Annotated in this window: 18 protein-coding genes and 2 pseudogenes; 10 read left to right on the forward strand and 10 right to left on the reverse strand. The window is 63.2% G+C overall.

Features of this window, described 5'->3' with window-relative positions; translation table 11 throughout:
• Positions 1–101 precede the first annotated feature (101 nt).
• The 5 genes and pseudogenes from E4Q08_RS15950 to E4Q08_RS15970 all read right to left on the reverse strand — a co-directional run.
• A pseudogene (locus tag E4Q08_RS15950) lies at positions 102–173 on the reverse strand (protease); the annotation flags it as partial.
• Between the two features lie 10 nt (positions 174–183).
• A complete protein-coding gene (locus tag E4Q08_RS15955; RefSeq protein WP_034910513.1) occupies positions 184–600 on the reverse strand; it encodes a hypothetical protein in 417 nt (138 codons plus the stop codon).
• 7 nt (positions 601–607) lie between these two features.
• Positions 608–2,305 carry a VWA domain-containing protein gene (locus tag E4Q08_RS15960; RefSeq protein ID WP_169071113.1) on the reverse strand — a complete coding sequence of 566 codons (1,698 nt, stop codon included), beginning with the start codon at positions 2,303–2,305 and terminating at the stop codon, positions 608–610.
• A gap of 64 nt (positions 2,306–2,369) precedes the next feature.
• Positions 2,370–3,149 (reverse strand): hypothetical protein, encoded by a 780-nt coding sequence (locus E4Q08_RS15965; protein WP_169071114.1) that lies wholly within the window; start codon positions 3,147–3,149, stop codon positions 2,370–2,372.
• Positions 3,146–4,315, reverse strand: a complete 1,170-nt coding sequence (locus tag E4Q08_RS15970) for a toxic anion resistance protein (protein WP_169071115.1) — start codon at positions 4,313–4,315, stop codon at positions 3,146–3,148. The genes E4Q08_RS15965 and E4Q08_RS15970 overlap by 4 nt, the downstream gene beginning before the upstream one ends.
• Before the next feature lie 284 nt (positions 4,316–4,599).
• On the opposite strand from E4Q08_RS15970, the gene acnA reads away from it, so the two are divergent.
• The 5 genes and pseudogenes from acnA to E4Q08_RS26200 form a co-directional block, all read left to right on the forward strand.
• On the forward strand, positions 4,600–7,344 hold the full coding sequence (gene acnA / locus E4Q08_RS15975; RefSeq protein ID WP_169071116.1) for an aconitate hydratase AcnA: 2,745 nt from the start codon (positions 4,600–4,602) through the stop codon (positions 7,342–7,344).
• 16 nt (positions 7,345–7,360) lie between these two features.
• The gene (locus E4Q08_RS15980; RefSeq protein ID WP_169071117.1) at positions 7,361–7,999 is read left to right on the forward strand and encodes a hypothetical protein; all 639 of its coding nucleotides are present in this window, start codon (positions 7,361–7,363) and stop codon (positions 7,997–7,999) included.
• A 358-nt stretch (positions 8,000–8,357) separates the two neighbouring features.
• Positions 8,358–8,687 carry a hypothetical protein gene (locus tag E4Q08_RS15985; RefSeq protein WP_169071118.1) on the forward strand — a complete coding sequence of 110 codons (330 nt, stop codon included), beginning with the start codon at positions 8,358–8,360 and terminating at the stop codon, positions 8,685–8,687.
• Positions 8,684–9,742: an MBL fold metallo-hydrolase gene (locus E4Q08_RS15990; protein ID WP_169071119.1), complete on the forward strand. Its 1,059-nt coding sequence runs from the start codon at positions 8,684–8,686 to the stop codon at positions 9,740–9,742. Before E4Q08_RS15985 ends, E4Q08_RS15990 begins: the two co-directional genes overlap by 4 nt.
• A gap of 116 nt (positions 9,743–9,858) precedes the next feature.
• Positions 9,859–10,041: pseudogene (locus tag E4Q08_RS26200) on the forward strand (aconitase family protein); the annotation flags it as partial.
• 480 nt (positions 10,042–10,521) lie between these two features.
• Here E4Q08_RS26200 and E4Q08_RS16000 read toward each other — a convergent pair.
• The 3 genes from E4Q08_RS16000 to E4Q08_RS24105 form a co-directional block, all read right to left on the reverse strand.
• A complete protein-coding gene (locus E4Q08_RS16000; RefSeq protein WP_034909861.1) occupies positions 10,522–11,112 on the reverse strand; it encodes a CHRD domain-containing protein in 591 nt (196 codons plus the stop codon).
• A gap of 297 nt (positions 11,113–11,409) precedes the next feature.
• Entirely contained in the window at positions 11,410–13,518 is a 2,109-nt protein-coding gene (locus E4Q08_RS16005) for a hybrid sensor histidine kinase/response regulator (RefSeq protein ID WP_169071120.1), read from the reverse strand.
• A gap of 229 nt (positions 13,519–13,747) precedes the next feature.
• Complete coding sequence (locus tag E4Q08_RS24105) at positions 13,748–14,050, reverse strand: hypothetical protein (RefSeq protein ID WP_211203457.1); 303 nt, start codon at positions 14,048–14,050, stop codon at positions 13,748–13,750.
• 370 nt (positions 14,051–14,420) lie between these two features.
• On the opposite strand from E4Q08_RS24105, the gene E4Q08_RS16010 reads away from it, so the two are divergent.
• From E4Q08_RS16010 to E4Q08_RS16030, 5 genes are all read left to right on the forward strand, one after another.
• Positions 14,421–14,813, forward strand: a complete 393-nt coding sequence (locus tag E4Q08_RS16010) for a hypothetical protein (RefSeq protein WP_169071121.1) — start codon at positions 14,421–14,423, stop codon at positions 14,811–14,813.
• Positions 14,810–16,282, forward strand: coding sequence for an IS21 family transposase (gene istA / locus E4Q08_RS16015; protein ID WP_169071122.1), 1,473 nt, complete (start codon positions 14,810–14,812; stop codon positions 16,280–16,282). The genes E4Q08_RS16010 and istA overlap by 4 nt, the downstream gene beginning before the upstream one ends.
• Positions 16,272–17,042 (forward strand): IS21-like element helper ATPase IstB, encoded by a 771-nt coding sequence (gene istB, locus E4Q08_RS16020; RefSeq protein ID WP_169071123.1) that lies wholly within the window; start codon positions 16,272–16,274, stop codon positions 17,040–17,042. Before istA ends, istB begins: the two co-directional genes overlap by 11 nt.
• Positions 17,043–17,166: 124 nt before the next feature.
• Positions 17,167–17,436, forward strand: a complete 270-nt coding sequence (locus tag E4Q08_RS16025; RefSeq protein ID WP_169071124.1) for a hypothetical protein — start codon at positions 17,167–17,169, stop codon at positions 17,434–17,436.
• 879 nt (positions 17,437–18,315) lie between these two features.
• On the forward strand, positions 18,316–18,903 hold the full coding sequence (locus tag E4Q08_RS16030) for a hypothetical protein (protein WP_169071125.1): 588 nt from the start codon (positions 18,316–18,318) through the stop codon (positions 18,901–18,903).
• 110 nt (positions 18,904–19,013) lie between these two features.
• Here E4Q08_RS16030 and E4Q08_RS16035 read toward each other — a convergent pair whose 3' ends face one another.
• A complete protein-coding gene (locus E4Q08_RS16035; protein ID WP_169071126.1) occupies positions 19,014–23,069 on the reverse strand; it encodes an EAL domain-containing protein in 4,056 nt (1,351 codons plus the stop codon).
• Positions 23,070–23,102: 33 nt separating this feature from the next.
• Positions 23,103–24,233 carry an ABC transporter substrate-binding protein gene (locus E4Q08_RS16040; RefSeq protein ID WP_169071127.1) on the reverse strand — a complete coding sequence of 377 codons (1,131 nt, stop codon included), beginning with the start codon at positions 24,231–24,233 and terminating at the stop codon, positions 23,103–23,105.
• Between the last annotated feature and the right edge of the window lie 94 nt (positions 24,234–24,327).

The raw sequence follows: 24,327 nt of genomic DNA on the forward strand, positions 1-24,327 counted from the left end.
TCTCCCCGACCCTCCCCCGCGAGGGGGGAGGGAGATTCGTGAGTCGCATACGCGACTTTCACATTAACGGTCATGACTTTTCCAGGCACCCCCGATCATGAAAGTACGCCGGCGGCGGCCAGCAGTTGCGCGCCGTGGCAGATCGCGGCGAGCGGCTTGCCGGCATGGGCGAAATCAGAATTTTCAATTCGAGCTGTGCGGGCGTGTCAGCCGGATCACATGCCAGCCGGCAAAGCTTTCCGTCAGTGCGCTTTCGGCGTTGGTCAGGAAATAGACCTCGGCATTCGCGGCCGGGGGCAGCAGGCCGTTCAGTCGGGAAAAGTCCCGCGGTGCATAGGGCGTGATGCGGCCCGTCTGCAGCCGGTCGGACCATTCGTGGACGACGCTTTTCTCCGTGCTCAGGAAAAACTGCGTATATCGCCGCCGGCCCAGATCGTCCAGCACGGAGGCAACCTGAGGCCAGACTTCGAGCATGGGATAGGAGCTATCCACGACCACCACGACTTGACGCGGGTGGGTCTGCAGGTAGCCATGGTAGCCTGCGCCGAGCCCAGCAAAAGTCGTGACGGCCAGTGCCAGCCAGGTGCGCAGAGCAGACATGGCCGGCTTACATCTGCGCGTTCAACAGCGAACCGATCTTGTAGCCGATGTCGCCCTCGCCGGCATTCAGATTGGCCGCCTCGACGAGACCCGACAGGCGTGCCAGTTCCTTGATGTCAGCCTCGTAGCCCACGGCATAGATCGGAATATTCAGTCCTTTGATGATCATTCGCATGTCGTCGAAACTCATGCCCTGGTTGGTTTCGCCGTCGGTGAGCACGAACAGCATGGGCTGCACGTCCGGGTGTGTGGCCTTCTCCTTGACGAGCAGCGACAGGGCTACCGCGATGCCGTCGTACATCGCGGTGCCACCGGCGGCATCGATCTGTGCGATCGCCGTGCGCAGCGTGGCTTTCTGGCGTAGATCGAAAGGCTTGATCGGCACCACCTCGGTCACCTTGTCGTTGAACAGCACCATGCCTATCGAATTGCTCGCGGCAATCAGGTCGGAGCCCTGCAGCAGGGCCTGTTTGACGTTGCGCAGCCGGCTGCCCTGCATGGAACCGCTGATGTCACACAAGAATACCGCTGCGACCGGCCGGCTCTGGTTCTTGGCCTTTTTCCAGAGTTTTTGTACCTGCGCGATCATCTCTCCGGGCGGCGCTGCAAAGGGGGTTTTATGGTCCATGGGCGAATTAAAGCCATACTTGGCTGCGTTCGCCTGATATTTCTGCTGTGTCGCGAACGCCGCGAAGCGCTTCAGTACTTCGACGCGCTCGGCGGGAATCTTGCCCAGCGCGTAGAGTGGGTTGTCGTGGCGTTCGCCGAACGGCACGAATTCGTAGCCGCTGCTCAATTCCGGCATGTTTGCGAAGGTCTGGCGCTCCATCACGAAGGCGTCGAGCGAGCCGCCACTCTGTACCGAATCGCGCATTTGCAGGGTGGTGATGGCGACGAAGGGCACCTTGCTTTGAAAGCCCTCGAACGCGCTTTCCACGTCCGGCGCCAGCATGCGCGCGGTTTCGCCGCCGGCGAAGGTCTGCAGCACCGTGAGGAGGAAATTCAGGCCGGTCGTGCTCGCATAGGGATCGGTGTAGCCCATCACGATGCGCTCCTGTACGGTCGCGTCGATGAGCATTTTGACGTCCAGTTGGCCGCCCGCGGTGCGTAGCTTGTCGGCTTTATCCTTTTTCAGCACGACGCCCGCAAGATTGCCGGCCAGACGCTCACTGATCGGCGTGACCGCCATGCCGCTCGCGGCCGTCATGCGTATCCACAGATGCGAGGATGGGGTATAGGCGTCGGGAACATATTTGCGCGAGGCGATGAACTGGTAGGCGGTGCCGGAGGCGATGTTGCGCACGCGGACCTGAGCACGCCGGCCGTCGGCAAGCTTCTCGTTCGCGGCATTGAAATCGCGCGCAACCTCGGTCAGCCAGCCATCGCTGCCATTGCCGGATTTTTCGATCGAACTGAATATTTCGGCCACCACGTCACCGGCGCCAGCGGCCGGCTCCACGACGACCGGGAATTTTGCGATGTCGGGTAGTGTATCGGCCAGCGTGGCCGGCGCGCCGACAGGCAGATTGACCTGCGCACGCACCGGACGGGTGTCATAGGCCACGCGCTGCACGTGCTTTGCGAGTTCGGCGTGGGCCTGCTCGCTGGTCAATGGCTGGGAACGATCCGGCCCGCAAGCCGACAGCAGCAAGGTCAGGAGTGCGCCAAGAAGGATGCCGAACGCGCCTGGAGAGGAATTGTTCATGATCTACCTTTCGGTGAGTGGCCTGTGCCGAGCCAGTCGGCCCGCTTGAGCAGCGGCGAGCCGTTCATCTCTTGCCCGGCGGCCGTGCGCCGTCCGCCGCATAGCGGCCGGTCTGGCTTGCCAGTCGTTCGAGTTCCGCGATGGCCGTGCGGGTGTCGAGTTCGCTGCGATCCTTGCCGGTATGCGTATTGGCGAATGCTGTCGCCACCCTGGTCAGCGCGGTAATCGCGGCTTCGTTCTGGGCCAGCAGGTCGGCCGCTTTCTCGAATTGGCCGGCGTGCAAGCGCTTGCGTTCGTGCCATGCACCGGCGCTGTCCGGGTGTGTGCCGGCAGCGTGCATTTCGCGCAGGCGCTGGTCGAGATAGTCGGCATCCCTGCTGCTTACGCTGCGCAAACCCAAAGCCAGTTCGTGCAGGTTATCCAGCGCCGCGAGATAGACCTTGTCGGCCGTTGCGAGATAGCGGTCGAAGGTGAGTTCGCCGGCGTCCAGCCGCCGGCCCAGCACGATGGCCAGGGTACGGCGCTGGTCGCACAGGATGCTCAATTGTTCGACGCCGCGGCGGGCATCCGCGTGGCGCGCGCCAAGTTCGCGCAATTCGGCCGCCAGCGGAGCAATGTCATCGGCGGGGGCGGTGCGCGCATTTTCCTGGGCAGCGCGTGCAGCCAGGACCGGCCAAAGCACCAGCAGTCCGGCGCCCAGCGCCAGCGCGACGATGTGGATCGCGGCGGACGGCGCGAACCACGCGGCAAACGCCCATTCCAGAAAGCCCGTCACGGCCAGCACGAACCCACTGCGCGGATCGCGCAGCAAGCTCCGGAGAGCACGCGGCGCCAGTGGATTCATGCGCCGTTCTGGTCAGGTGTGTGCCAGTCATCCGCTGCAGCATTGCCCTGCTGCAGCGCGCGCACGCTACCTGCGGCCGCAACGGCGATGCGGTCCATTTCGAGAATCGACTTCGCCATTTCAGGCAGCGCCGCGCGGCGGAAACTGGCTAGCGCGTCCAGGGCTGCCCGCACGTCGGAGAAGGCCTTGCGCAGCACCTCCAGATCAAGCTGGGTAGCAGCAGCCTGACGATGGATGTCCACCCCCTGGCTTTTCAGGCGCGCGGCGGTGGCGCCAATCAACTTGTTGGTGGTGTCGGTGATGGTCTGCACCTTGTCCAGCACGATCTTCTGGTTCGCCAGTGCGAGCGCAAGCGCCACAGCAGTTTGCAGCGCATTCACCGTCACATTGACGGCGCGATCCACACCACGCATCAGTTCCCGGTTATTGCGCACGATGACTTCGGTGGTGAGGTAGCCTTGCTGGCCCACGAGCAACTGTTGCTGCATGTCCTGGATGCGCTGCCGCAGCGGGAACAGCAATTCCTCGGCGACGAATCTGGCCTGTGCCGTGTCGGGTTCGATCTGCGTGGCGAGCCGCTGTTCAAGTTCCGCATCCACCAGCCGCGATAGCCCTATCGAATGTTCCAGCCGCTCGGCGAGGGCATGCATCTCCTTCTGATCGCCCTGCAAGGTGAGGTTGTCGCGCCGCAACTGCTCCTTCCCGGCACGCAGTGACTGCAAAATGCGGTCGATGACCGTCGAAACGCTTTCATAACGAGAAAAATAGCGCTTGAGCGGCGTGCCTATCCCCGGAATGTAGCCGATCAGGCGTGTGGCGAATCCCGGCTCCAGATCGAAGCGGGCGGGATCGAGTTCCTCCACGCGGTCGCGCAGCGCGAGCAATGCCTGGGCCACGTCGCCGCCGTCTTCGGCGCGCCCGGCCAGCGCGCGCAGCGGCTCCTTGAGCATCGCGCTGCGACGGGCGAGTTCGGCCTGTTCGAGATGGCCGAGATGTTCCACCTCATCACGCCCGGCCGCCTGTTGTGCGGCTGCCCGCTCCAGCAGGTGGTCGACGAATTGTCGCGCCTGCACCACAAGCGGGTCCGCAGCGGGCGAAGCGGCGGCAAGATCCGGCACGGATTGCCGGGGACTGTGGCCGGCGGGTTTGGAAGGATCGGAACTCATTGCCTGGCAGCCTTCATAAAATGCGCGCGGACGCTAAGCTCAAGCGGGAATCGCGGCAATGCAGGCCCATCCTGCTTGCACCCGTCCCCGACACTTGCGGGACTACGTCAGCATTCTATCCCAGCGACGAGAGTAGATGTTTCCCATCCAGTGGCGGTCCATCGTCGATTCTGCCCTCGCTGAGCCTCACGAAGTGAATCCGTGCCAGCAGCAGCGAACGTACTGCCACCACCCGCTGTCAATCCACCATCTGCGCCAGGCGCGCATCTGTCCGGAGGTTCGACATGTCCCACTCGCCATTCAATACGCTGTCTCGCTTCACGCCTCCCGGCCAATCGGAGGTTCTGTTCTATTCCTTGCCGGCACTGGCGGCTGCCGAGATTGGCAATGTGCCTCGTTTACCGGTGTCGCTACGCATCGTTCTCGAAGCGCTGTTGCGTCACTGCGATGGCCAGCGCGTCAGCGAGCAACACATCCTCGAACTTGCCGAGTGGCAGCCGCGCGCACGCCGCAGCGAGGAGATTCCCTTCGTCGTCGCGCGCGTCGTGCTGCAGGATTTCACTGGCGTGCCATTGCTCTGCGATCTCGCAGCGATGCGGCAGGTGGCGCAGGCGCGCGGACTCGACCCGCGGCGCATCGAGCCGCTGGTGCCGGTCGACCTGGTCGTCGACCACTCGGTACAGGTCGATTACTACGGCACGCCACAGGCGCTGCAGCAGAACATGACTCTCGAGTTCGAGCGCAACCGCGAACGCTATCAGTTCATGAAATGGGGAATGCAGGCTTTCGAGACCTTCCGCGTCGTGCCGCCGGGAGTGGGCATCGTCCACCAGGTCAATCTCGAACATCTGTTCCACGGCGTTCGTCAGCAGGCAATGCGGGAAGCGGGTACAGGGCGCGCCGAGGGACGGCTGTGCTTTCCCGACACGCTGGTCGGCACGGACTCGCACACCACGATGATCAATGCCGTCGGCGTCGTCGGCTGGGGGGTCGGCGGCATCGAGGCAGAAGCAGCGATGCTCGGGCAGCCCGTTTATTTCCTGACCCCGGACGTAGTTGGCGTCGAACTCAGCGGCCGCCTGCGCGAAGGCGTCACCGCCACCGATCTGGTGCTGACGGTAACCGAGCTGTTGCGCCGTGAGAAAGTGGTCGGCACCTTTGTCGAGTACTTCGGCGAGGGAGCCAGCACGCTGTCGGTGACCGACCGCGCGACGCTGGCCAACATGGCACCGGAGTACGGGGCGACGATGGGCTTTTTCCCGGTCGACGAGAAGACCATCGACTATATGCGCAGCAGCGGCCGCAGCGAAGCGGATTGTGTGCTCTTCGAGGCCTATTTCCGGGCACAGGGATTGTTCGGCATTCCGCGCGCCGGCCAGATCGATTACTCGCGTACCGTCCGCCTCGATCTGGCCAGCATCGTCCCCTCACTGGCCGGCCCCAAGCGGCCGCAGGACCGCATCGCGCTGCCCGAGATGGCGAGCCGCTTCAATACCCTGCTGAGCGCACCCGAGTCGGCCGACGGCTTCGCTCGCCCACCCGAGACCCTGCGACAGCGCTACGCGACCGGGCGGCCCGGCGTCGATCTCGGCCATGGCGACGTGCTGATCGCGGCGATCACCTCATGCACCAATACCAGCAATCCGGCAGTGATGATCGCCGCCGGATTGCTGGCGAAGAAGGCCGTCGACAAAGGCCTGCGCGTGCAGCCGCACATCAAGACCTCGCTGGCTCCCGGCTCGCGGGTGGTCACCGATTATCTGGAAAAGGCTGGCCTCCTGGAGCCGCTCGCCAAACTCGGCTTCGCGCTCGCCGGTTACGGCTGCACGACCTGTATCGGCAATGCCGGCGACCTCGACCCGGCGTTCAACCAGGCGATTACCGATCACCAGCTCGTCGCCGCCGCGGTGCTCTCGGGTAACCGCAACTTCGAAGCGCGCATCCATCCCAATCTGCGCGCCAATTACCTCGCTTCGCCGCCGCTGGTCGTGGCTTTTGCAATCGCCGGCCGGGCCAATATCGACCTCGACAGCGAAGCGCTGGGTCGCGGTGCCGACGGCCAGCCGGTCTATCTGCGCGAGATCTGGCCGAGCTCGCAAGAGATCGACGCCGTGCTGCCGTTCGCGCTCGATCCCGAGACCTTCCGCCGGCGTTACGCCGACGTCGGCGCCGACCAGGATCTCTGGAAAGCCATTCCGGCGCCGGCCGGCGAGGTCTACGACTGGCCACCATCGACCTACATCGCCCGCCCGCCGTTCTTCGAACTGCCAGCGCAGCTTGCCGGCAACATTCGCGGCGCGCGGGCGCTGCTGATCCTCGGCGACTCGGTCACTACCGACCATATCTCGCCGGCCGGTTCGTTCGGCGAGCACACGCCGGCCGGGCAGTGGCTCACCCAGCAGGGAGTCAAACGCGTCGACTTCAACTCCTACGGCGCCCGCCGCGGCCACCATGAGGTGATGATGCGCGGCACCTTCGCCAATGTGCGCATCCGTAACCTGATGCTGCCGGCCGACGCCGAAGGACGCCAGCCACAGGGCGGCTACACGCTGTTCGACGGCCAGCAGACGACGGTCTTCGCCGCCGCGATGCGCCATCTCGAGCGTGGCACGCCGACGCTGATCTTCGCCGGCGAGGAGTATGGAACCGGGTCGTCACGCGACTGGGCCGCCAAGGGAACCCGCCTGCTCGGCGTGCGGGCGGTGATCGCGCGCAGCTACGAACGAATCCACCGTGCCAATCTGGTCGGCATGGGCGTACTGCCACTGCAGTTCGTTGCCGACGATTCGGTGACTTCTCTGGGCCTGCGCGGCGACGAGACCTTCGACATCCTCGGCATCGGCCCGAGCCTGTTGCCGATGCAGGCGCTCACCCTGGTGATCGAGCGCGCCAACGGCGAACGCAGCGAACGCCCGTTGCTGTGCCGCATCGACACGGCGATCGAGGTCAGTTACTACCGATCGGGCGGCATCCTGCCCTACGTTCTCGGCGAACTGCTCGGAGCACCTGCGGGAAACACGACCGACTAATTGCTGCAGAATGGCTATGTTGAAATCTCATATAATTGCGCGCTATCCAACCCCTGCACACCTGCCTCCTTTGACCAGACAAGCGGACATATTCAGCTCTTCCATCGTCGCGGTAGGTGCCTTCAATCCGGCCATTTTCACGCCGGACTGGCTAGAGCGAAACAATCTGATCGGAACAGACGACCTGGACGGTGCGCGGAACGACGCGTCTTTGATAGTTTCGCACCAGGTTTGTGCGTTCGAAACCGACTGGTTTGCGCTTCAGGTGTTCGAAGAGCAGTTTTCGCTGACCAGCAAGGGACCTTTGACCCCGGCGTTTGCGGACTTGGCAATCGGGATCCTGTCCTTGGTGCCGCACACACCAATCACTGCTGTCGGGCTAAATTTCCTCGGACATTACCGGCTAGCCAGCAAGGATGAGTACCACCGAGTCGGCGACGTATTGGCACCAAAAACCATTTGGAACGGTCTTTACCCCGAAAAGCACGCTACCACCGGCCTGGTCGATCTGACAATGCTCATCCAGCGCACCGACAAGAGCCGGAACCCCGTATCCGGTGATGAGAAGCGGATTTCCGTCCAGCCTTCTACCAAGGTTCGTTGCGGGGTTTTTTTTCGCCTACAACGATCACCATGTCGTTGCCTCCAGCAATGACGCCGTAACTGCCGCCGAGGTTGCATCCGATACCATCGCTTTGAACTGGGAGACATCTTGGCAAGACGCCGTTCGGGTATTTGATGGTATTCTTTCGCAGGCTCTGGCTGGATAACCACCAAACATGCTAGTCCAGACCACTAGTCCAGCGCGCAGGGGCCGTAGCTCCCGCATCGCCGACCCGTTCGACTTCCAGAGCGAGCCTGTAGCTCCGAAACCCGTTGAAGTCGTGCGAAGTTCCACCGTGTTCTACGATCGGACGGACTTGGCGAGCAGTGTCTCGCAGCGCGCCGAAAAGGCGTTCTTGGCGCCATTGCCTGTCAAGTCGGTCGGAACCCAGGTTGACACTGATGCCTCAGTGATCCAGATCTGGGAAGGCCGCGTACTGAGCGTGGACTTGCAGAGTGAGGTGATGAGCGTCCTCTTGTCTGCAAGAATTGGGCAGGTTGCTGACCATACCGCTGAAATCGACCTGCAATGGGTGGCCGACCAAGACCGTGATCTGGTCCAGCCCGGTGCCGTGTTTTACCTGACTCTCTTCAAACGACTGCGCCGGGGCAGCGTAGAGAACGCGCAGGAACTGCGGTTTCGGCGGCGGCCGGCCTGGTCCAGGCAGCAGATCCAGCGTATCCAGGCAGACGCGGCAATGATACGTTCGAAGATGAAGGCTCGGCCAATCGCTGAATGAGTGATTACGGCAGCGGTCCTGCTCACGACGAGCTGGAAATCACGCTCTTCGGGCCTGGCTTCGGTGAAGCGATCGCGGTCCATCTCGGCGAAAACAACTGGCTGCTGGTCGATTCCTGCATCGATCCCGCAACCAAAGGCCCGGCAACCCACGCATACCTCCAGGCCATCGGTGTTCAGCCCAAGCATGTCAAGACTATCGTAGCATCGCACTGGCATGACGATCACGTGCGAGGCATGTCCCGGCTGGCTGCGCACTACCCGGATGCCGAGTTTATGTTGTCCGCTGTGTTCAACAGCGACGAGGCTTCTGCTTTCCTCGCAGCCTATGGGGGATCAGCGGCCCCCGGCTTGGCACGTGGCGCAAAGGAACTGTTTTCTGTGGTCGCCCAGCGAGCAGAGGTCAGTTTTCTACAGCAACGCTTCTCTGTACTGGAGTTGTCCGCAAATGGTCGGAACGTTCGAGTATCGGCACTCTCGCCAGTCCCAGCTGCTTTCGCCCAATCCCTGGCCCATTTCGCCCAGTATCTACCGCGAAATGTAGCGCAAATCAACCACGCACCGGACCTGCGCCCCAACCACGAAGCGGTGGTGCTACACATTGACTTTGACGGGGATGCGGCGTTGTTAGGCTCTGACTTGGAAAGCCATCCTACCTGCGGTTGGGGCGCGGTGGTGTCCAACGCCTGGTGCGCCGCTCGGCCTACGGGTTCAGCTTACAAAGTGGCGCACCATGGCTCCTATTCTGGTGACCACCCGAACATTTGGGCCACGCTGCTCGGGGAAAATCCGACCGCTTGCCTGACCCCGTTTAACCGAGGTCATAGGTTACCGTCTGATGAAGACAAGGCCCGCATCAAAGCCAATACGGCAATTGCTTATTTGAGTTCCGGAGCAACGCGCCGGCCGGAAATGGACGCGGCGGTGTTGAAGCGGCTGGAAGACATCTGCAAGAAGGTTTCACGGGTTAATTCAGGCTTTGGCGCGATCCGGCTGCGAAAGTTGCCAGCAGCGAACTGGGCCGTGGAACTCTTCGGGGCGGCCTGCGCTTTGTAGGGCAGCAGAAAAAACTGTGCTGGAAGGCGTAAGAGTCTGCTTTGGAGGGCTATCTCCACTGTTCTATAGTCGCAATGCGCCATCTGCACCCTTCACCAACCAGAAATTTCGCGTAAGGCCTGCGCGTGCAGCCGCACATCAAGACCTCGCTGGCTCCCGGCTCGCGGATGGTCACCGATTATCTGGAAAAGGCCGGCCTCCTGGAGCCGCTCGCCGAACTCGGCTTCGCGCTCGCCGGTTACGGCTGCACGACCTGTATCGGCAATGCCGGCGACTTCGACCCGGCGTTCAACCAGGCTCCTACCTGGCCGCGCCGCGAAACGCCAACAGCCTATACCCGGCGATGCCCGCCGCCGTGGCCGATCTGCTGGGCCGATGCCTGCAAGTCGACGTCGCCGCGCTCGAACGGCCCCATGCCCGCCCCTTCAGGCCGTGGCCGCGCTCGATGCCGACGGGCTCAACAACCTGGCGCTCTCGTTCCGCGATCTGGGCCGTGACGAACCAAAACCCATGCCGCCATGGCCGACATCCAGGGACGGCGCGGCAGCAATGCCCAAGCCCTGACTTCCCTGACACGGCGGTGCTGGATCTTTCCGCCGGCGACCGGCTGCTGTTATGCACCGACGGCCTGACCAACATGCTCGGCGACTGCGAAATTCGTCGGCACCGGCACCGACGATGCCGGCGACGCCCTCGACCGTCGCGTCGAATTCCGGGTGTCGACTGCTGAGGCCCCCCGGCTGCGGCGCCCGACCGGCGCCGCAGCCAAAGCCGTGCTCTCAGAGGCGTCGCCGTCCGCGCCGGGTCAGCACCAGCGCTCCGATGCCCATGGCGCCGAGGAGCAGCGAAGCGGGCTCGGGAACGCGCTCGGGGAAAGCGCGGATCTCGCCACCGGGGAACTTGCTGGTATGGATGTTGAAGTACGCCGTGCCGGCATCGAGGCCGGCAAACAGCGCAGTGCGCGCGCCGGCAACGGTCGCGCCACCGAAGTTGTTGATGAACGCGCTGGTGAAGCTGCTGGCCAGGTCGAGGTCGATGAGCGCCGAGTAGGAGCCCGCCGATACGCCCACAGGAAAGCCGGGCAGCGTGCCCGGGGTCACTGCCACGCCGATCGTTCCGGTACCGGCGGTTGCCGTACAACAGTGGATGTGCGCAATCGTCGTCGTTCCGGACAGGCCGGTGAAATCGGCGTGGATCGACAGATCGTTGGTCGCATCATCGAACTTGAGCTTGACGATACCGGACCCGGTGGCGCCCAGGGCTTCGGGGCCAAGATCAGCGGCGTAGGTGTAGACGGTGGCCGAGGCCAGGCTGGAAGTCAGGCTCAGGGTTGCCGCCAGAAAACAGGATTGCCATGAACGTGTACGCATCGGGTAGTCTCCTTTGTCAGGCTGGTTGTCCGCATGGCGAGCCTCACGGCCGCCGCGTGCGGGGGTCGAGCGGACGCGCGATCGACCAACCGGCACCTTCGCGCGATTCGGGCAGCCCGCCCCCGTGCAGACTGAAGCAAGATCCGCACCATTGTTGCAAGGCATTGTTTGCATGAGCTTCCAGCCTGCGGGCACGGCGCGACTGTAAAAAAAATCCGACAAAATCACTCGGAAAATATTCGCTACAGCCCGACGGGAGCGGTCGGCTGCCCGAGAGCGGTGGCGGGGTGCCGTCGCTCATGGCTGGTTGTTGAGCCACCGCCCGAGCATCTGCCGCAGCGCCGCCGCCTCGAACGGCTTCACCAGGTAGTCGTCCATTCCCGCCTGCAGGCACTCGTCACGGTAGCCTGCCATGGCGTGCGCCGTCAGCGCAACCACCGGCGTCCGCTGCGTACCGCGCAGCTTCTCCACCTCGCGAATCCGGCGTGTCGCCTCGAAGCCGTCCATTCGCGGCATCTGGCAGTCCATCAGCACCAGGTCGAAGGGTTGGCGCGCCTGCTCGGTCACAGCCTGCTCACCGTCGGGCACCAGCACGACGTCGATTCCGTAGTGCAGCAGCGTTGCCCGCGTCACCTCGGCGTTGACCGGGTCATCCTCGGCGACCAGAACACGGCGACCGGCGAAAGACCCGGCGACGGCACGGCGCCCCGCCGCCGCCGGCGCCGTTGCCTCGGGGAGGCGGACTCGAAACCAGAAGCATGAACCCTCGCCCGGTGAACTCTGCACCCCGATCTCGCCACTCATCAGGCGTACCAGTTCACGCGCGATCGACAGCCCGAGCCCGGTACCACCGAAGCGCCTGGTCGTCCCCTGCTCGGCCTGCGCGAACGCTTCGAAGATCTGCGCCTGCTTGTCCGCCGCGATGCCGATGCCGGTGTCGTGGACGGCGAAACGCAGAGCGCCATCAGCCTCACGACAGGCGTCGACGTCGATCGTCCCGTGTGTCGTGAACTTCACCGCGTTCGACACCAGATTCAACAGCACCTGGCGCAGCCGGACGACGTCGCCTGTCACCCAACGCGGTAGATCCGCCGCCGCCGTCACCCGCAGGGTCACGTTCTTGAGCCGCGCGGTCTCGCCGAAGAGATCCTGCAGCTCGCGCAGCATCGCCGGCAGATCGAAGCACGCTGATTCCAGATCCAGCCTCCCCGCCTCGATCTTCGAGAGGTCGAGAACATCGTCCAGCACGCCGAGCAGCGCCCGCCCCGAGCGCTGGATGGTCCGTGCGTAGTGCCGCGCCCGCTCCGCCAGGGGCTCATGCAGCAGCAGGTCGGCCATGCCGATGACGCCGTTCATAGGCGTCCGGATCTCGTGGCTCATGTTGGCCAGGAAAGCCGACTTGGCCCGGCTTGCCGACTCGGCAGCCTCTTTGGCGGCGATGAGTTGCTGCTCGATCCGCTTGCGCTCGCTATCGTCGATGGCGAAGATGTAGGCACCCTGTACCGAGCCATCCTCTGCCCGGTCGGGCAACAGGTACGTGCGGTCATAGCGGGTGCTTCCGTCGGACATCGGCAGAGCCATGTCGTATTCGGCTGCCTCTCCCCGCCGTACCTGCTGCAGATGGGGCTCGATCTGGCAATAGGCCTCGTCGCCAAGCAGCTCCGGCACGCCCATGCCGCCGACGGCCTCGGCCGTGCGCCCGAAGCACTCCGCGTAGCGCCGGTTCACGAAGGAATAGCGCGGCATACTCTCGGTGTAATCGGCGTGGGCAATCGCCGCCGGCATGCCATTGACGATGCGCTGCAGGCGCTGCTCACCACGCCGTATGCTGGTGCTGTCGGCCGCCCGCGCACGCAGGACGATCCGCGCTGCCATGGCGACGACGACCAGCGACGAGAGCTGGCCGATGAACGCAAGCAGGGCGGCTTCCTCGGCGGGGACCAGGTTCGGCGGCAGCAGCCCGCACACCGTCGCCCAGTACAGCGCGAAGAGCAGCAGGATGTCGATGGCGAAGGCAGCCAGCAGCACGCGCGCGCGGCCGAAGGTGCCCAGCGTAGCCAGCAGCGCGATCAGCCAGGGCGCCGCCGCCGACAGAACGCCGCCGGTGGCAAAGGCCCAGACGACGACATACACGCTGCCGAGCAGGTTGGTGAGCAGGAGGACTTCGGTCGGCCGCGACACGAAGCGGATGGCGGCCGCAGCGCCGACCGGCGTCAAGATCGCGACCGCAAAGAGCGTCAGTTCGAGCGTGCTCGGCCGGCTGCGCACGACGATGAAGGCGACGAGCAGCAGCGACACCACGGCTGAGATGGTCAACAGCGAGCGGGCGACAATCCGCGCCCGTGCCGCGACGCGGGCGTCGGCACGCGGCGGCACGAACCAGTCGATGAAGCGCCGGCTGCTCACGCCGCGGCCACCACCAGCCGCTGGCCCTGCCGCCGTTGCGGGGCGACGAGCGGAGCGCCAGGAGGGTGCAGGGGGAGTGGCATGCAATCAAGTATAGGGGGGGCAATCAGCGCCGGTCAACCCGCGATCGAGCGGCGACGAACAGGCCCTGGGAGCCTGCGGCACGGCGCAGCAGCGGTCTGCGTGTCAGGGGCGTTCCGAAAGTCATGTGAATTTGGCGGTTTGATCGTCATGGATTTTCTTCGTCGATTTTCTTCGACGACTTTCCTCTGAAGGTCTTTTTGACTCTTCTTCCTCGTTCTTCGGTTTTCTTCCTTCTTCGCTTTTTCCCTTTCCTCATGCGTTCATAGTGTGCTGAGCAGCGCGCTGTTGCGCCGCATTTCGGGGAAAGCGAAGGGAATCCATGGCGCGTACAGAAGATCTCAAGTGTCTGTTGTGCGGGGCATTTTTTGTGGCGGATGCGCGAAACACGCGGCACCAGAAATACTGTTCCGCGCCGGCTTGCCGCAAGGAGAGCAAGGCCGCCAGTCATCGCGCCTGGCTGGCCAAGAGCGACAACCAGAACTACTTTCGCGGTGCCGAGAATGTCGCGCGGGTGAAGTCATGGCGCGAGGCCCACCCGGGGTATTGGCGACGACCGAAAGGCCAGAGAGGAGAAGCGACGACAGGGCCGGCAGAGCCAGTTGCGTTACAAGATGTCTGCCCCACGCAACCCATTGAAATCACTACCGAGCCTCAAGACATCTTGCAACCTGCGTTACAAGATGTCTGGCTTGGCCAACCCGCTGTTGTGATTGGTTTTATCGCTCATTTCATGGGCAGTACGTTACAAGATGACATCGCCAGGAGCACCCGGCTGCTAGTACAACTGGGGACTGACATCATGGCGGGAAGAATTAAAAATGACGATCAAACGCGTTCTTTGTCCAGAGCGAGTCCGGCAGATCCCGATTCAATTCAGTTGGCTCGACCACCGCCTGGTGCGGGAACGGTACATCGAGCGCTGTGATCCGCCGGCAGCGGCGCTGTACCTGTTTCTGGTGACGGTTGCCGATGTCCAGGGGTTGAGCTACTACTCGGATGCTGCGCTCGGTCGCTGCCTGTCGCTGACGCCTGCGCGTCTGAGTCAGGCGCGCAGCGATCTGATACGCATCGGCCTCATTGCCTATCAACACCCGCTCTACCAGGTCTTGTCCCTCGATTCTCCGCCCTGCAGCGAAGGGGGCGAACTCGGAGCTGACGAGATCAGTGTCCGGATCGGCCAGTTGCGCGCCGTCTTGGGATGGACCTCATGATCAAATACGAGCTGTACTGCAAGATCAAGGACTGCCATGAGCGGCAGGGACTGACCGTCGCGCAGACCGCGCGTGCCCTTGGCCTGCATGAGCAAACGGTGGTGAAATGGTTGGCCTGCGAGCAGTTCCACCCCCGGCAATCGGCACCGCGAAGCAGTCAGCTCGATCCGTTCAAGGACCAAGTCATTCGTCTGCTCGAAACGCACCCGTACAGCGCGCAGCAAATCTACCAGCGCCTGCGCGAGGGCGGTTTCGAGGGCGGCTTCACGATCGTCAAGGACTATGTGCGTCGGGTCCGTCCGGTGCGTCGAGAAGCTTTCCTCAAGCTCTCGTTTGCTCCGGGTGAAGCTGCCCAGGTGGACTGGGGCGAGTACGGTTCGATTGGCGTGGGCTCGACTCGCCGGCGGCTCTCGTTCTTCGTCAGGGTGCTGTGCTATAGCCGTCTGATGTACGTCGAATTCACCGTCGCGCAAACCATGGAGCACTTTCTCGCGGCTCACGAGCACGCCTTCGCGGCCTTTGGCGGTTGTCCGGGCCGCCTGATGATCGACAATTTGAAGTCGGCAGTGCTTCGCCGCGTGGTCGGCGAAGCGCCGGTCTTCAATCCGCGCTATCTTGATTTCGCCCGTCATTGGGGGTTTGACATCTCGCCCTGCAATGTCGCGAAAGGCAATGAGAAAGGGAGGGTCGAAAGCGGGGTGGGTTATGTCAAAAAGAACCTGCTCAACGGCGCTGACTTCCTCGACTTCAGTGCAGTGAACCCGGCCGCCGAGGTGTGGCTGGCGAGCATCGCCAATGTCCGTCTCCATGGTGAAACACACCAGCGACCCGTGGATCGGTTCAAGGACGAACAGGCGCTACTGCAGCCACTCAACCCGATGCCCTACGACATCGGTCGCATCCAGAGTCAGCGCGCCTCGAAGCAGTTCCGGGTCGCGCTCGACACCAATCACTATTCGGTGCCGGCCGAGTTTGCCAGTCAACGCGTGACGCTCAAGGCTTACCCGGATCGGGTATGCATTTACCACCAGGACAAACTCATCGCGCGTCACCTGCGCAGCTATGACCGGCATCAGGATATCGAGGACCCCGATCATCCGAAGGCGCTGCTCGCCCAGCGGCGCAACGCGCGCGAGCAGCGCTTGCTGGTGCAGTTCCTGAGCCTGTCCAGACACGCCCAGGTCTATCTCGAAGGCATCGAACAACGTCGCGTTAACCCGCGTCATCACCTGCGCAAGATCGTCGCCTTGAGCGAAATCTACGGCATCGACGCGGTCGATCGGGCGATCCAGGACGGCATTGCCTTTGCTGCCTATAGTTGCGAGTACATCGCCAACATCCTGGAAATGCGGGCTCGTGAAACCCCCGAGCCGGGGGCGCTGCATCTCACCCGCCGCCAGGATCTCCTGGACCTCGAGATCGCCGCACCCGATCTCTCTCCCTACGAAAGGCATAGCGATGGGCACTGACCGACGGATCCTTTCCGATGTCCCCACCGAGGCGCTACGCGCCCAGTTGGCGAGCCTCAAACTGTCCCATCTGCTCGAACGTTTTGAACCCATGGCCCAGGAAGCGGGTGCCGAGCAATGGTCACACGTCGAGTATCTGGCGCGGCTGATCGAGGGCGAGGCGCATGCCCGCGAAGATCGCAGCATCCAGCGACGGGTGGGGCTCGCCCGCTTTCCGGTGCTCAAGACCCTTGATCAGTTCGACTGGAACTGGCCGAGCAAAATCAACCGGCCCCAGATTCAGAATCTCTTCCGACTGCGTTTCATCGAGGAGAAGGGCAACGTGATCTTCATTGCCAATGTTGGCCTGGGGAAAAGCCATCTCAGTATCGCGCTGGGGCATGCCGCTTGCCTGCGCGGCTACCCAGTGTTGTTTACCACCGCGGTCGATATCATCAACTCGCTCTCTGCCGCCCAAGCGCAGGGAAATCTCAAGCGCGAACTGCGCAAGTACCTGCAGCCGCGTCTGCTGGTGGTCGACGAGCTCGGCTACCTCCCGATAGACAAGCATGGCGCCGATCTGCTCTTCCAGATCATCAGCGAACGCTACGAACGCGGCGCCCTCATCATCACTACCAATCGCGCCTACAAGCACTGGCCGGAAATCTTCAACCAGGACAGCACCCTCACCTCGGCACTCCTGGATCGACTGCTCCACCATTCCGAAACCGCCGTCATCGAGGGCAAGAGTTATCGCATGAAAGAGCAGATCGAGGCATGACGTGGGCCGCCTGACACGCCCCGTGCGCAACCCCCCGAGTCCTGAGCCATCGGTAAGCCGGTACCCCGGTCGAGGGGTGCCCGATCGATGAACGTCGTGACTGTCACAAAACCTGGATGAACAAATGACCGACCCCTTGGTGACCGTTACGAAACCCGGCCAGCCTCTCAAGGGCGACCGGCCAATGACTGACACAGAGCGCAAACGTGCCCAACGGGTGCGAGACAAAAGAAACGCCATCAACGCGATCGGCCATGAGCAGGACGCGCCACTTCGGGCGCTGCTGTACATCCTGGAACGGGTCGAGGTATCCGAACCGGCACGTCATTCGGCACGACGGGCATGGCTGGCTTTCGGGCAGCGATACGGATTTGTGACGGTCTCGGAAGAATGATGGGGAGCATGGATTCCAAACCGCCAAATTTAAGTGGAATTCACGCCGCCGCTCACAGGACAGACGGCCAACGATTACTGGCGCGCCGGACGCGCCGGTTTCCGCGGCGACTGGACGATGGGCGGCGGTCACCGGCTGACGCTCAGCGGTCAGGCCTATTACGGCACTACGGGCGACACCTGGCAGGTGCCGGACATCGGCTCGCCTGCAGGCGTGACGCTCACCGACATGCACGCGTCGTTTAGGCGACGCGTATCCGGACTTTCAGTCCGCAACATAAACCCACCGGCTTTAGCCGGTGGTTGTTTAGTTCCGCGAAGTCGTCCTGCCGAAAACGTGCGGTCGCACCGTCGTCTTCGTCGACGAAATCGATTCGACACTAGCAGCCTGTCGGACTTGGGCTGAAACAGCCAAAATCTTGAGCGGAATGGCTCATTTTGGAGCGGGAAATCTCGTTTTTACGCTCAAGGCGCACCTTTCCTTGGTGTTTTGCTTACTGCAGACGCAATACGGCCATGCGCTTCAAATTCCAGGATTCAGAAAGGGTACCGCCGCCATGCTCGGTGCATCGCACACGTCCACCGCCAGCACGGCCAGAGTGGGGTAGTAAAGCGATACGCGCGGCGCGAGAACATGCCGTGCGCGCTCAAGGCCGTGCTTCCCGTGTACTGAAGAAGTCGCGATGCGCAGGCGGGCTTGGGCTTCGCCGGCGCGTCAGCCACGTTTCGAATGCGCGGTGCTTGACGATTACACGCGCCTGGCGCGCCCAGGCGCTCACCTGCAGGTGGTCCCATTCGTTCATCGATGTCACGCAAGTCAACAAGGAGTCAATACAATGAGCCTCTTGCAAAACTCCCCGGTGGGCCGGGCGGATGTGGCATGGCTCGCTCTGGACGAGCGACCGGCGCCTCCACCCAGGTCGCACCGATCGAACCAATCCTGTACCCAGAACGAGCACATGACCCCACCGACCTGCCGGGTCGCACCGTATTGCTCGCAGGTCTGCTGGCGCTTGCCAGCGTGCCGGCGTTGGCCGAAGTCGACGTGCTGAGCATGCGCTCGGACGCGCGCTTCACCAGTGTGCTGAAGGCGCCACCGCCCTGGTCCAGCGCTTACTCGGTTACCAGCGCGGCCGAGTGGATTGCCCTGGGTCGCCATGCGCAGACCGCCACGCCGGCTGGCCAGCCCGTGGGATCACCCTTCAGCGTCGACAACGTGCAGGCCTGGGCCGACTTCCAGCAGGAAGACGAAGGCAGCAGCTTCCACAGCTATGCCCGGCTCACCGGCAGCTACCTGGACGCCGGGCCGTGGAACTTCGCCCGCAACGGCTGGTGGGCAAAACCATCACGCTGCTGGCCGGATGGCGGGCAAACGCCCAGCAGAGTGCCCGATACGGATGCCGCGGCACGCCGCTCCCAGCCCATCGCCAAGGGCGGGTATTGCGGGATCTCTGGTCGTCTTGGCTAGCAGGTGCGCGCCAGCGGAGGCCGCTTCCGCTCACGCGAACCCATTCACCTGTGCAGACATGAGTTGAACTTCGGCGAACTGCCTGGAGTACCTGCGGGAAGCACGACCCACTAGCCTGCCCTGCGGCTGTAGTGGAAACGGGTAAAGGATTCCGCCACTGCCGGGGGGCTGTAGTAGTAGCCCTGGATGGCATGGCAACCGTGCGCTTCCAGATAATCGAGCTGGGCGATGGTCTCGACTCCTTCGGCGATGACTTCCATCTTCAGGCTGGTCGCCATGGCCACGATGGCATCGACGATGGCGGCATCGTTACTGTCATTGGCAAGGTCGCGCACGAAGGAGCGGTCAATTTTCAGGCGCGTCACCGGAAATCGCTTCAGGTAGGCGAGACTCGAATAGCCGGTGCCGAAATCGTCGATCGCCATTTTCACGCCTGCGGCGGCGAGTTGGTGCAAGACTGCCTTCGCCTGTTCGGGATCGATCATCAACATGCTCTCGGTCAATTCGAGTTCGAGGCTTGCCGGATCGATCCCGGAGGCGTGAATCATGGCCGAGATCCGCGCGCTCAAGTCCCGCTGCTGAAACTGCCGCGCCGACAGATTGACGCTGATGCGCAGACCGGGATGTCCGCCAAGCTGCCAGCGCCTGGCCTGACGGCAGGCCTCGCCGAGCACCCATTCGCCGATCGGCACGATCAGCCCGGTCTCCTCGGCAATGGTGATGAAACGGTCGGGAGCGATCAGTCCCCGTTGCGGATGCTGCCAACGAATCAGCGCTTCCATGCCGATCACCTCGCCGCTGCGGCAATCGACCTGCGGCTGGTAATGAAGCAGGAACTCGCCGCGCTCGATCGCCAGACGCAGATCGTTCTCGATCGTGACCCGTTCCTGCACGCTCTGATTCATCGCCTGCGTGAAGAACTGGAAATTGTTGCGGCCTTGTTCCTTGGCGTGATACATCGCCGTGTCGGCATTGCGCAGCAGGGTTGCCGCGTCATCGCCATCTTCCGGATAAACGCTGATGCCGATGCTCGGCGTCACATGCAGCGAGCTGCCTTCGAGCAAGTACGGCGCGGCAACGGCCTCCAGCACTTTCCTGGCGACCACGGCCACGCGCCTGACGGCCGCCAGCTCGGGGATGACGATGACGAACTCGTCGCCGCCCAGGCGCGCCACCGTCTCGGTCGAGCGCAATACTTCCGTCAGGCGCTGCGCGAGTTGCTCGAGCAGGCGGTCGCCGGTGTCGTGGCCGAGGGTGTCGTTGATCAGTTTGAAGTGGTCGAGATCGAGGAACAGCACCGCCATGTGGTCGTCGTTGCGTTTCGACTTGGCGATGGCCTGACGAATCCGGTCGTCGAGCAGGGTGCGGTTCGGCAGCTTGGTCAGCGCATCGTGGTGGGCAAGGAAGTGAATATCCTGCTCCCACTGCTTGCGCTCGCTGATGTCGAAGAAAGTCCCGGTGTAATGCGTCACTTCGCCGCCCGCATTGCGAACGGCGGTGATGGTCAGCCACTCGGGGAAGATCTCGCCATTCTTGCGCCGGCTCCATACCTCACCGCGCCACACACCGACAGCAAGGATGTGTTCCCACATGGCTTGATAGAAGTCGGCATCGTGCCGCCCGGACGAGAAAATTCTCGGGGTTTGCCCGATCAGTTCATGCTCCGTATAACCCGAAAGGGCAAGCAGGGCCGGGTTGACCGAGAGAATCCGCTGCTCGGCGTCGGTGATGCAAATGCCTTCGGCGCTCGCCGAAAACACGGTCGCCGCCAGGCGTTGCGCTGCCTCGGCGCGGCGCTCCTCGCCAATGCGCCAGATTTCCTGGCTGATCAGTTGCAGGGTCTCGACCTCCAGCGGCGTGTAGGGTTCGGCCTTGTTGCCGATTCCGGCGATCAGCCGTACCTTGCCGTTGGCGATGACCGGCACGCTGACCAGGCGAAGCAGTGGCGAATGCCCTTGCGGCAGGCCGCGACGGCCCTCTGCTGACCCATAGTCGTTGCAGACCATCGGCTCGTGGTGGCGGACGACGTCGGCCCAAATACCGGCCTGGCTGATCGGATAGTGTTTCTCGAATGCCGCCGTACAGAATTCGTCGAGCGTGCGCCGCGACCACGCCGCAAACTCGATCATCTCCTGATCGTCGGCAACGAAATGGACGAAAGAGATTGCGCTGCCGGTCAGCCGCTCGGCAATTTCAAGACCGTACTGCATGAATTCGGCTTCTGTCATCCGCTCGGCGGCGCGCGGCATTTCGTGCAGCGCCGTGGCGCGCGCCGCCTGCAGGGCAAGCAACTCGTCCGCCCGTTGCTGTCTTTGTTCGGCACGCTGGCGCTCGGTAATGTCGGTCAGGATGCAGTGCGTCCGCGCCACACCCTGCCGATCGCAAGTAATTCGGCCGTTGATGAGCACGGTACGCGTTTCACCGTCCTTGCGCCGCAAGTCGAACAGCAGGCCTTCGATGTGGTCGGCAGCAACATTCGGAAAATTCCCGGCGAGCACCGGCAGCGAGTGTTCCTCGATGAAATCGGTGATCGGACGCCCGAGCACCTCGTCACGCGTATAACCGCCAAGCAGGGCGAGCCATGCCTCATTGACATCAAGGATCGCCGCATGCATGTCCAGCGACTGGTAGGGCAGAGGCGCCATGCGGAACAGGCCTCGGTAACGCTCTTCCGACGCGGCGAGCTGCTCGGCGGCAGCGCGTTCGGCGGTGACATCGCGGGCAATGCCGGAAAAGCCGACGATGGCGGAGTTGCCATTGGTACCCGCACGCTCGGCGACAATGTTCCACTGCAGCAGGTGCACCGCACCATTGCGCGCAAACTGCCGAATCTCGAACTGCAAGGCCGGGTCATCGCCTTGCAGCCAGGTGGCGAAAGCCTGTCGAGTGCGCTCGCGATCATCAGGGTGGACGAATTCAAAGGCAGACAGTCCGATACAGTCCGCGGCCGGCAGGCCGAAATAGGTCTCGGCCATGTAATTGACGAAGCTCAATCGCCCCTCATGATCGACACGGGTGATCAGGTCGCGGGTGGTCTCGACGACGCCGCGGTACTTGGCCTCGCTCTCGCGCAGCAGCGCTTCCCGTTCGAGCACGACCTGGGCCATGCGGCGCATGCTTTGCGCCAGCTTTTCGATCTCGTCGGTGCCCGAGGGTGGAATCTGCGCGCGGTAATTGCCATCGGCCACCGCTTCCAGGTGCCTGGCGAACTGGCCAAGCCGCTGCGTCATCCGCCGGCTCGCCAGCACTGCCGCAATGACTGCCAGCAATAGCGCCAGCAGACTGCCGAAGGCCAGCGACCGCAGCGTCGAGTGGAACGTGGCAAAGGCCTGTTCGGTCGGCTGCGCGATCAGCGCCGTCCAGCCCGCCTCGTGGATCGGCGTACTGCTGCCGATGTAGTCGATGCCGTCCAGATGGAAACGCGCGGTTTGCAGCGAGGCCGCACCACTCCCACTCAGTGGCGGCAGGTGGCTGAGGTTTTCCTGACGCAGGGCACGCTCGGCGTCAGGATGTCCGACGACATTGCCGCGCCGGTCGACGATGACCGGCAGCACATCGGCAGCGCGGGCGAGCAATTCGGCAAAGCGCGAGACTTCCTGCAAATTGAGTTCGCCCACCAGGACGCCGTGCCTGGGTGCCGCAGTAGCCAATTCCGCTGTAATCGTCAATGGCAGGGCCAGCGCCACAACGATGTGTCCACCGGTCGACAAATAGGTATCGGACCACACTGGGCGCTGCTGCACACGTGCCGCGTGCACAAAGCGACGGCCAGAGAAATCGACGCCGAGCTGGTTGTCGCGCAAGGTACGGCGAGCCTTCGGCAAGCCGACTTCGAGAACCCGATCGGCACCATCGACGACGTAGATCGACTCGATGGCGCCATCTGCCTGGGCCAGGGTATCGAGCATGACGCGCAGTTGGGCTGTGTCCATCCTCGGCTGACTGCCGACATCGTCAGCCAGGAGGCCAAGATGAGAAGAAAATTCCGCGAGAAAAGCGTCGATCTGCGTCGCCGTCGTTGTGCCGAGCGCACGGATCTGGGCCTCCACACCAGCGTTGAGACGCGGCAGGAGAACGCCGAGCAGCACTGCGATGAGCGTCAGGATGGCCAGCGCGACCAGCGACGACAGTCCAAGCGACAACCAGAATCGTAGCGAACGTGACATTATTGCCGTGGTCTCGTCGTTCCTGGAGGTTGGTCAATGCAGGCGCACGAAGGTGCCATCACGGATGGTAGTCAGATAGGTCTCGCGTGCCGCGTCGCCGGTGGCGTCGAAACGTATCTCCGACTGCGCGCCGGAAAACACGCCGCGCGCAAGAATGACCTGCTTCAGGGTCTGGCCGGGCTGTTTGGCCGCAAGCGCGTCGAGCACCACATTCGCCGCGTCGAAGGCGGTGAGGCCGCCAAATCCCGGCTCCTGGCCGAAGCGCTCGACGTAGCGCCTGCGAAAGGCCACATAAGCGGGCTGTGTGCTGTCGCGATCGACAAATTGTGCGATCACGACGCCTTCGACCGCCTTGCCACCCAGCTCGACCAGCCGTTCGGTGGCAGCCCACTCCGAGGTGCCGATGCGCACGACGGCATCGCGCTTGCGGAGCTGCTGCGCGAGCAGGGCGGCATCGACCGAATTGGCCAGGATCAGCACAGCGTCCGGTTTCGCCCTGAGAAGACCCTCCGCCAGGTCAGCAAACGAGGTTTCCTTGCCGGAACTGAAGGGAACGGTGATGCCGAGCGTGCCACCGGCCGATTCGAAGGCGTGGCGATAGTCGGCCAGCCAGCCCTCGGTATAGGCCCGATTGTTCAGATCATAGGCGGCTGCGACACGGCGTAGCCCCAATCGATCGAAGTGATAAGCGGCGCTGACACGCGCGTATTCGGCGGTCGAAGCGATGACCCGCAGGAAATGATCGTCGATCCCGGTCAGCGTCGTTGTCGTCACTGTCGGGCTGAGCATCACCAGTTCGGCCTCGTTGACCAGCGGCACTGTAGCCACCGCCATGGCGCTGGTCATCGGCCCGATGATCGCCTCGACCTTGCGCTCCAATAGCCGGCCAACGGCTTTTCTGGCGAGATCCGGGTCCTGCTTGTCATCCTCGACAATCAGTTCGACCGCCCGGCCGTTTACACCGCCGCTGCTGTTGCGCATTTCGACGGCCAGCGTCGCGCCATTGCGACCGGCAATTCCCAGGTCGGCCACCCGGCCCGAAATACCGCCGAGGAAGCCCAGGCGCAGCGGCTCCGGCGGTGCACAGCCAAGCAACGCGCCACAAATCGCAAACCGGGCGACAAGCCATTGCCACTTGCGTGGAAGCGAACTCTCTCCAGCCAAGGATCGATCCTCTCGACATCCGTCGAAAAAAGACACGTCAGCGCTAACGACGCGCTGCACGCCGCAAACAGATAGTCTGATGTAATCCAGGGCA

The organism is Candidatus Accumulibacter contiguus, from assembly GCF_012940005.1.
GTDB classification, from domain to species: Bacteria; Pseudomonadota; Gammaproteobacteria; order Burkholderiales; family Rhodocyclaceae; genus Accumulibacter; species Accumulibacter contiguus.

Coding starts and splice junctions, on each gene's coding strand:
- acnA (WP_169071116.1), top strand. CDS start 4,600: ATGTCCCACTCGCCATTCAATACGCTGTCTCGCTTCACGCCTCCCGGC.
- E4Q08_RS15955 (WP_034910513.1), bottom strand. CDS start 600: ATGTCTGCTCTGCGCACCTGGCTGGCACTGGCCGTCACGACTTTTGCT.
- E4Q08_RS15980 (WP_169071117.1), top strand. CDS start 7,361: ATGTTGAAATCTCATATAATTGCGCGCTATCCAACCCCTGCACACCTG.
- E4Q08_RS16000 (WP_034909861.1), bottom strand. CDS start 11,112: ATGCGTACACGTTCATGGCAATCCTGTTTTCTGGCGGCAACCCTGAGC.
- E4Q08_RS15970 (WP_169071115.1), bottom strand. CDS start 4,315: ATGAGTTCCGATCCTTCCAAACCCGCCGGCCACAGTCCCCGGCAATCC.
- istA (WP_169071122.1), top strand. CDS start 14,810: ATGATCAAATACGAGCTGTACTGCAAGATCAAGGACTGCCATGAGCGG.
- E4Q08_RS24105 (WP_211203457.1), bottom strand. CDS start 14,050: ATGACTGGCGGCCTTGCTCTCCTTGCGGCAAGCCGGCGCGGAACAGTA.
- E4Q08_RS16035 (WP_169071126.1), bottom strand. CDS start 23,069: ATGTCACGTTCGCTACGATTCTGGTTGTCGCTTGGACTGTCGTCGCTG.
- E4Q08_RS16030 (WP_169071125.1), top strand. CDS start 18,316: ATGGCTCGCTCTGGACGAGCGACCGGCGCCTCCACCCAGGTCGCACCG.
- istB (WP_169071123.1), top strand. CDS start 16,272: ATGGGCACTGACCGACGGATCCTTTCCGATGTCCCCACCGAGGCGCTA.
- E4Q08_RS15990 (WP_169071119.1), top strand. CDS start 8,684: ATGAGTGATTACGGCAGCGGTCCTGCTCACGACGAGCTGGAAATCACG.
- E4Q08_RS15965 (WP_169071114.1), bottom strand. CDS start 3,149: ATGAATCCACTGGCGCCGCGTGCTCTCCGGAGCTTGCTGCGCGATCCG.
- E4Q08_RS16025 (WP_169071124.1), top strand. CDS start 17,167: ATGACCGACCCCTTGGTGACCGTTACGAAACCCGGCCAGCCTCTCAAG.
- E4Q08_RS16010 (WP_169071121.1), top strand. CDS start 14,421: ATGACGATCAAACGCGTTCTTTGTCCAGAGCGAGTCCGGCAGATCCCG.
- E4Q08_RS15960 (WP_169071113.1), bottom strand. CDS start 2,305: ATGAACAATTCCTCTCCAGGCGCGTTCGGCATCCTTCTTGGCGCACTC.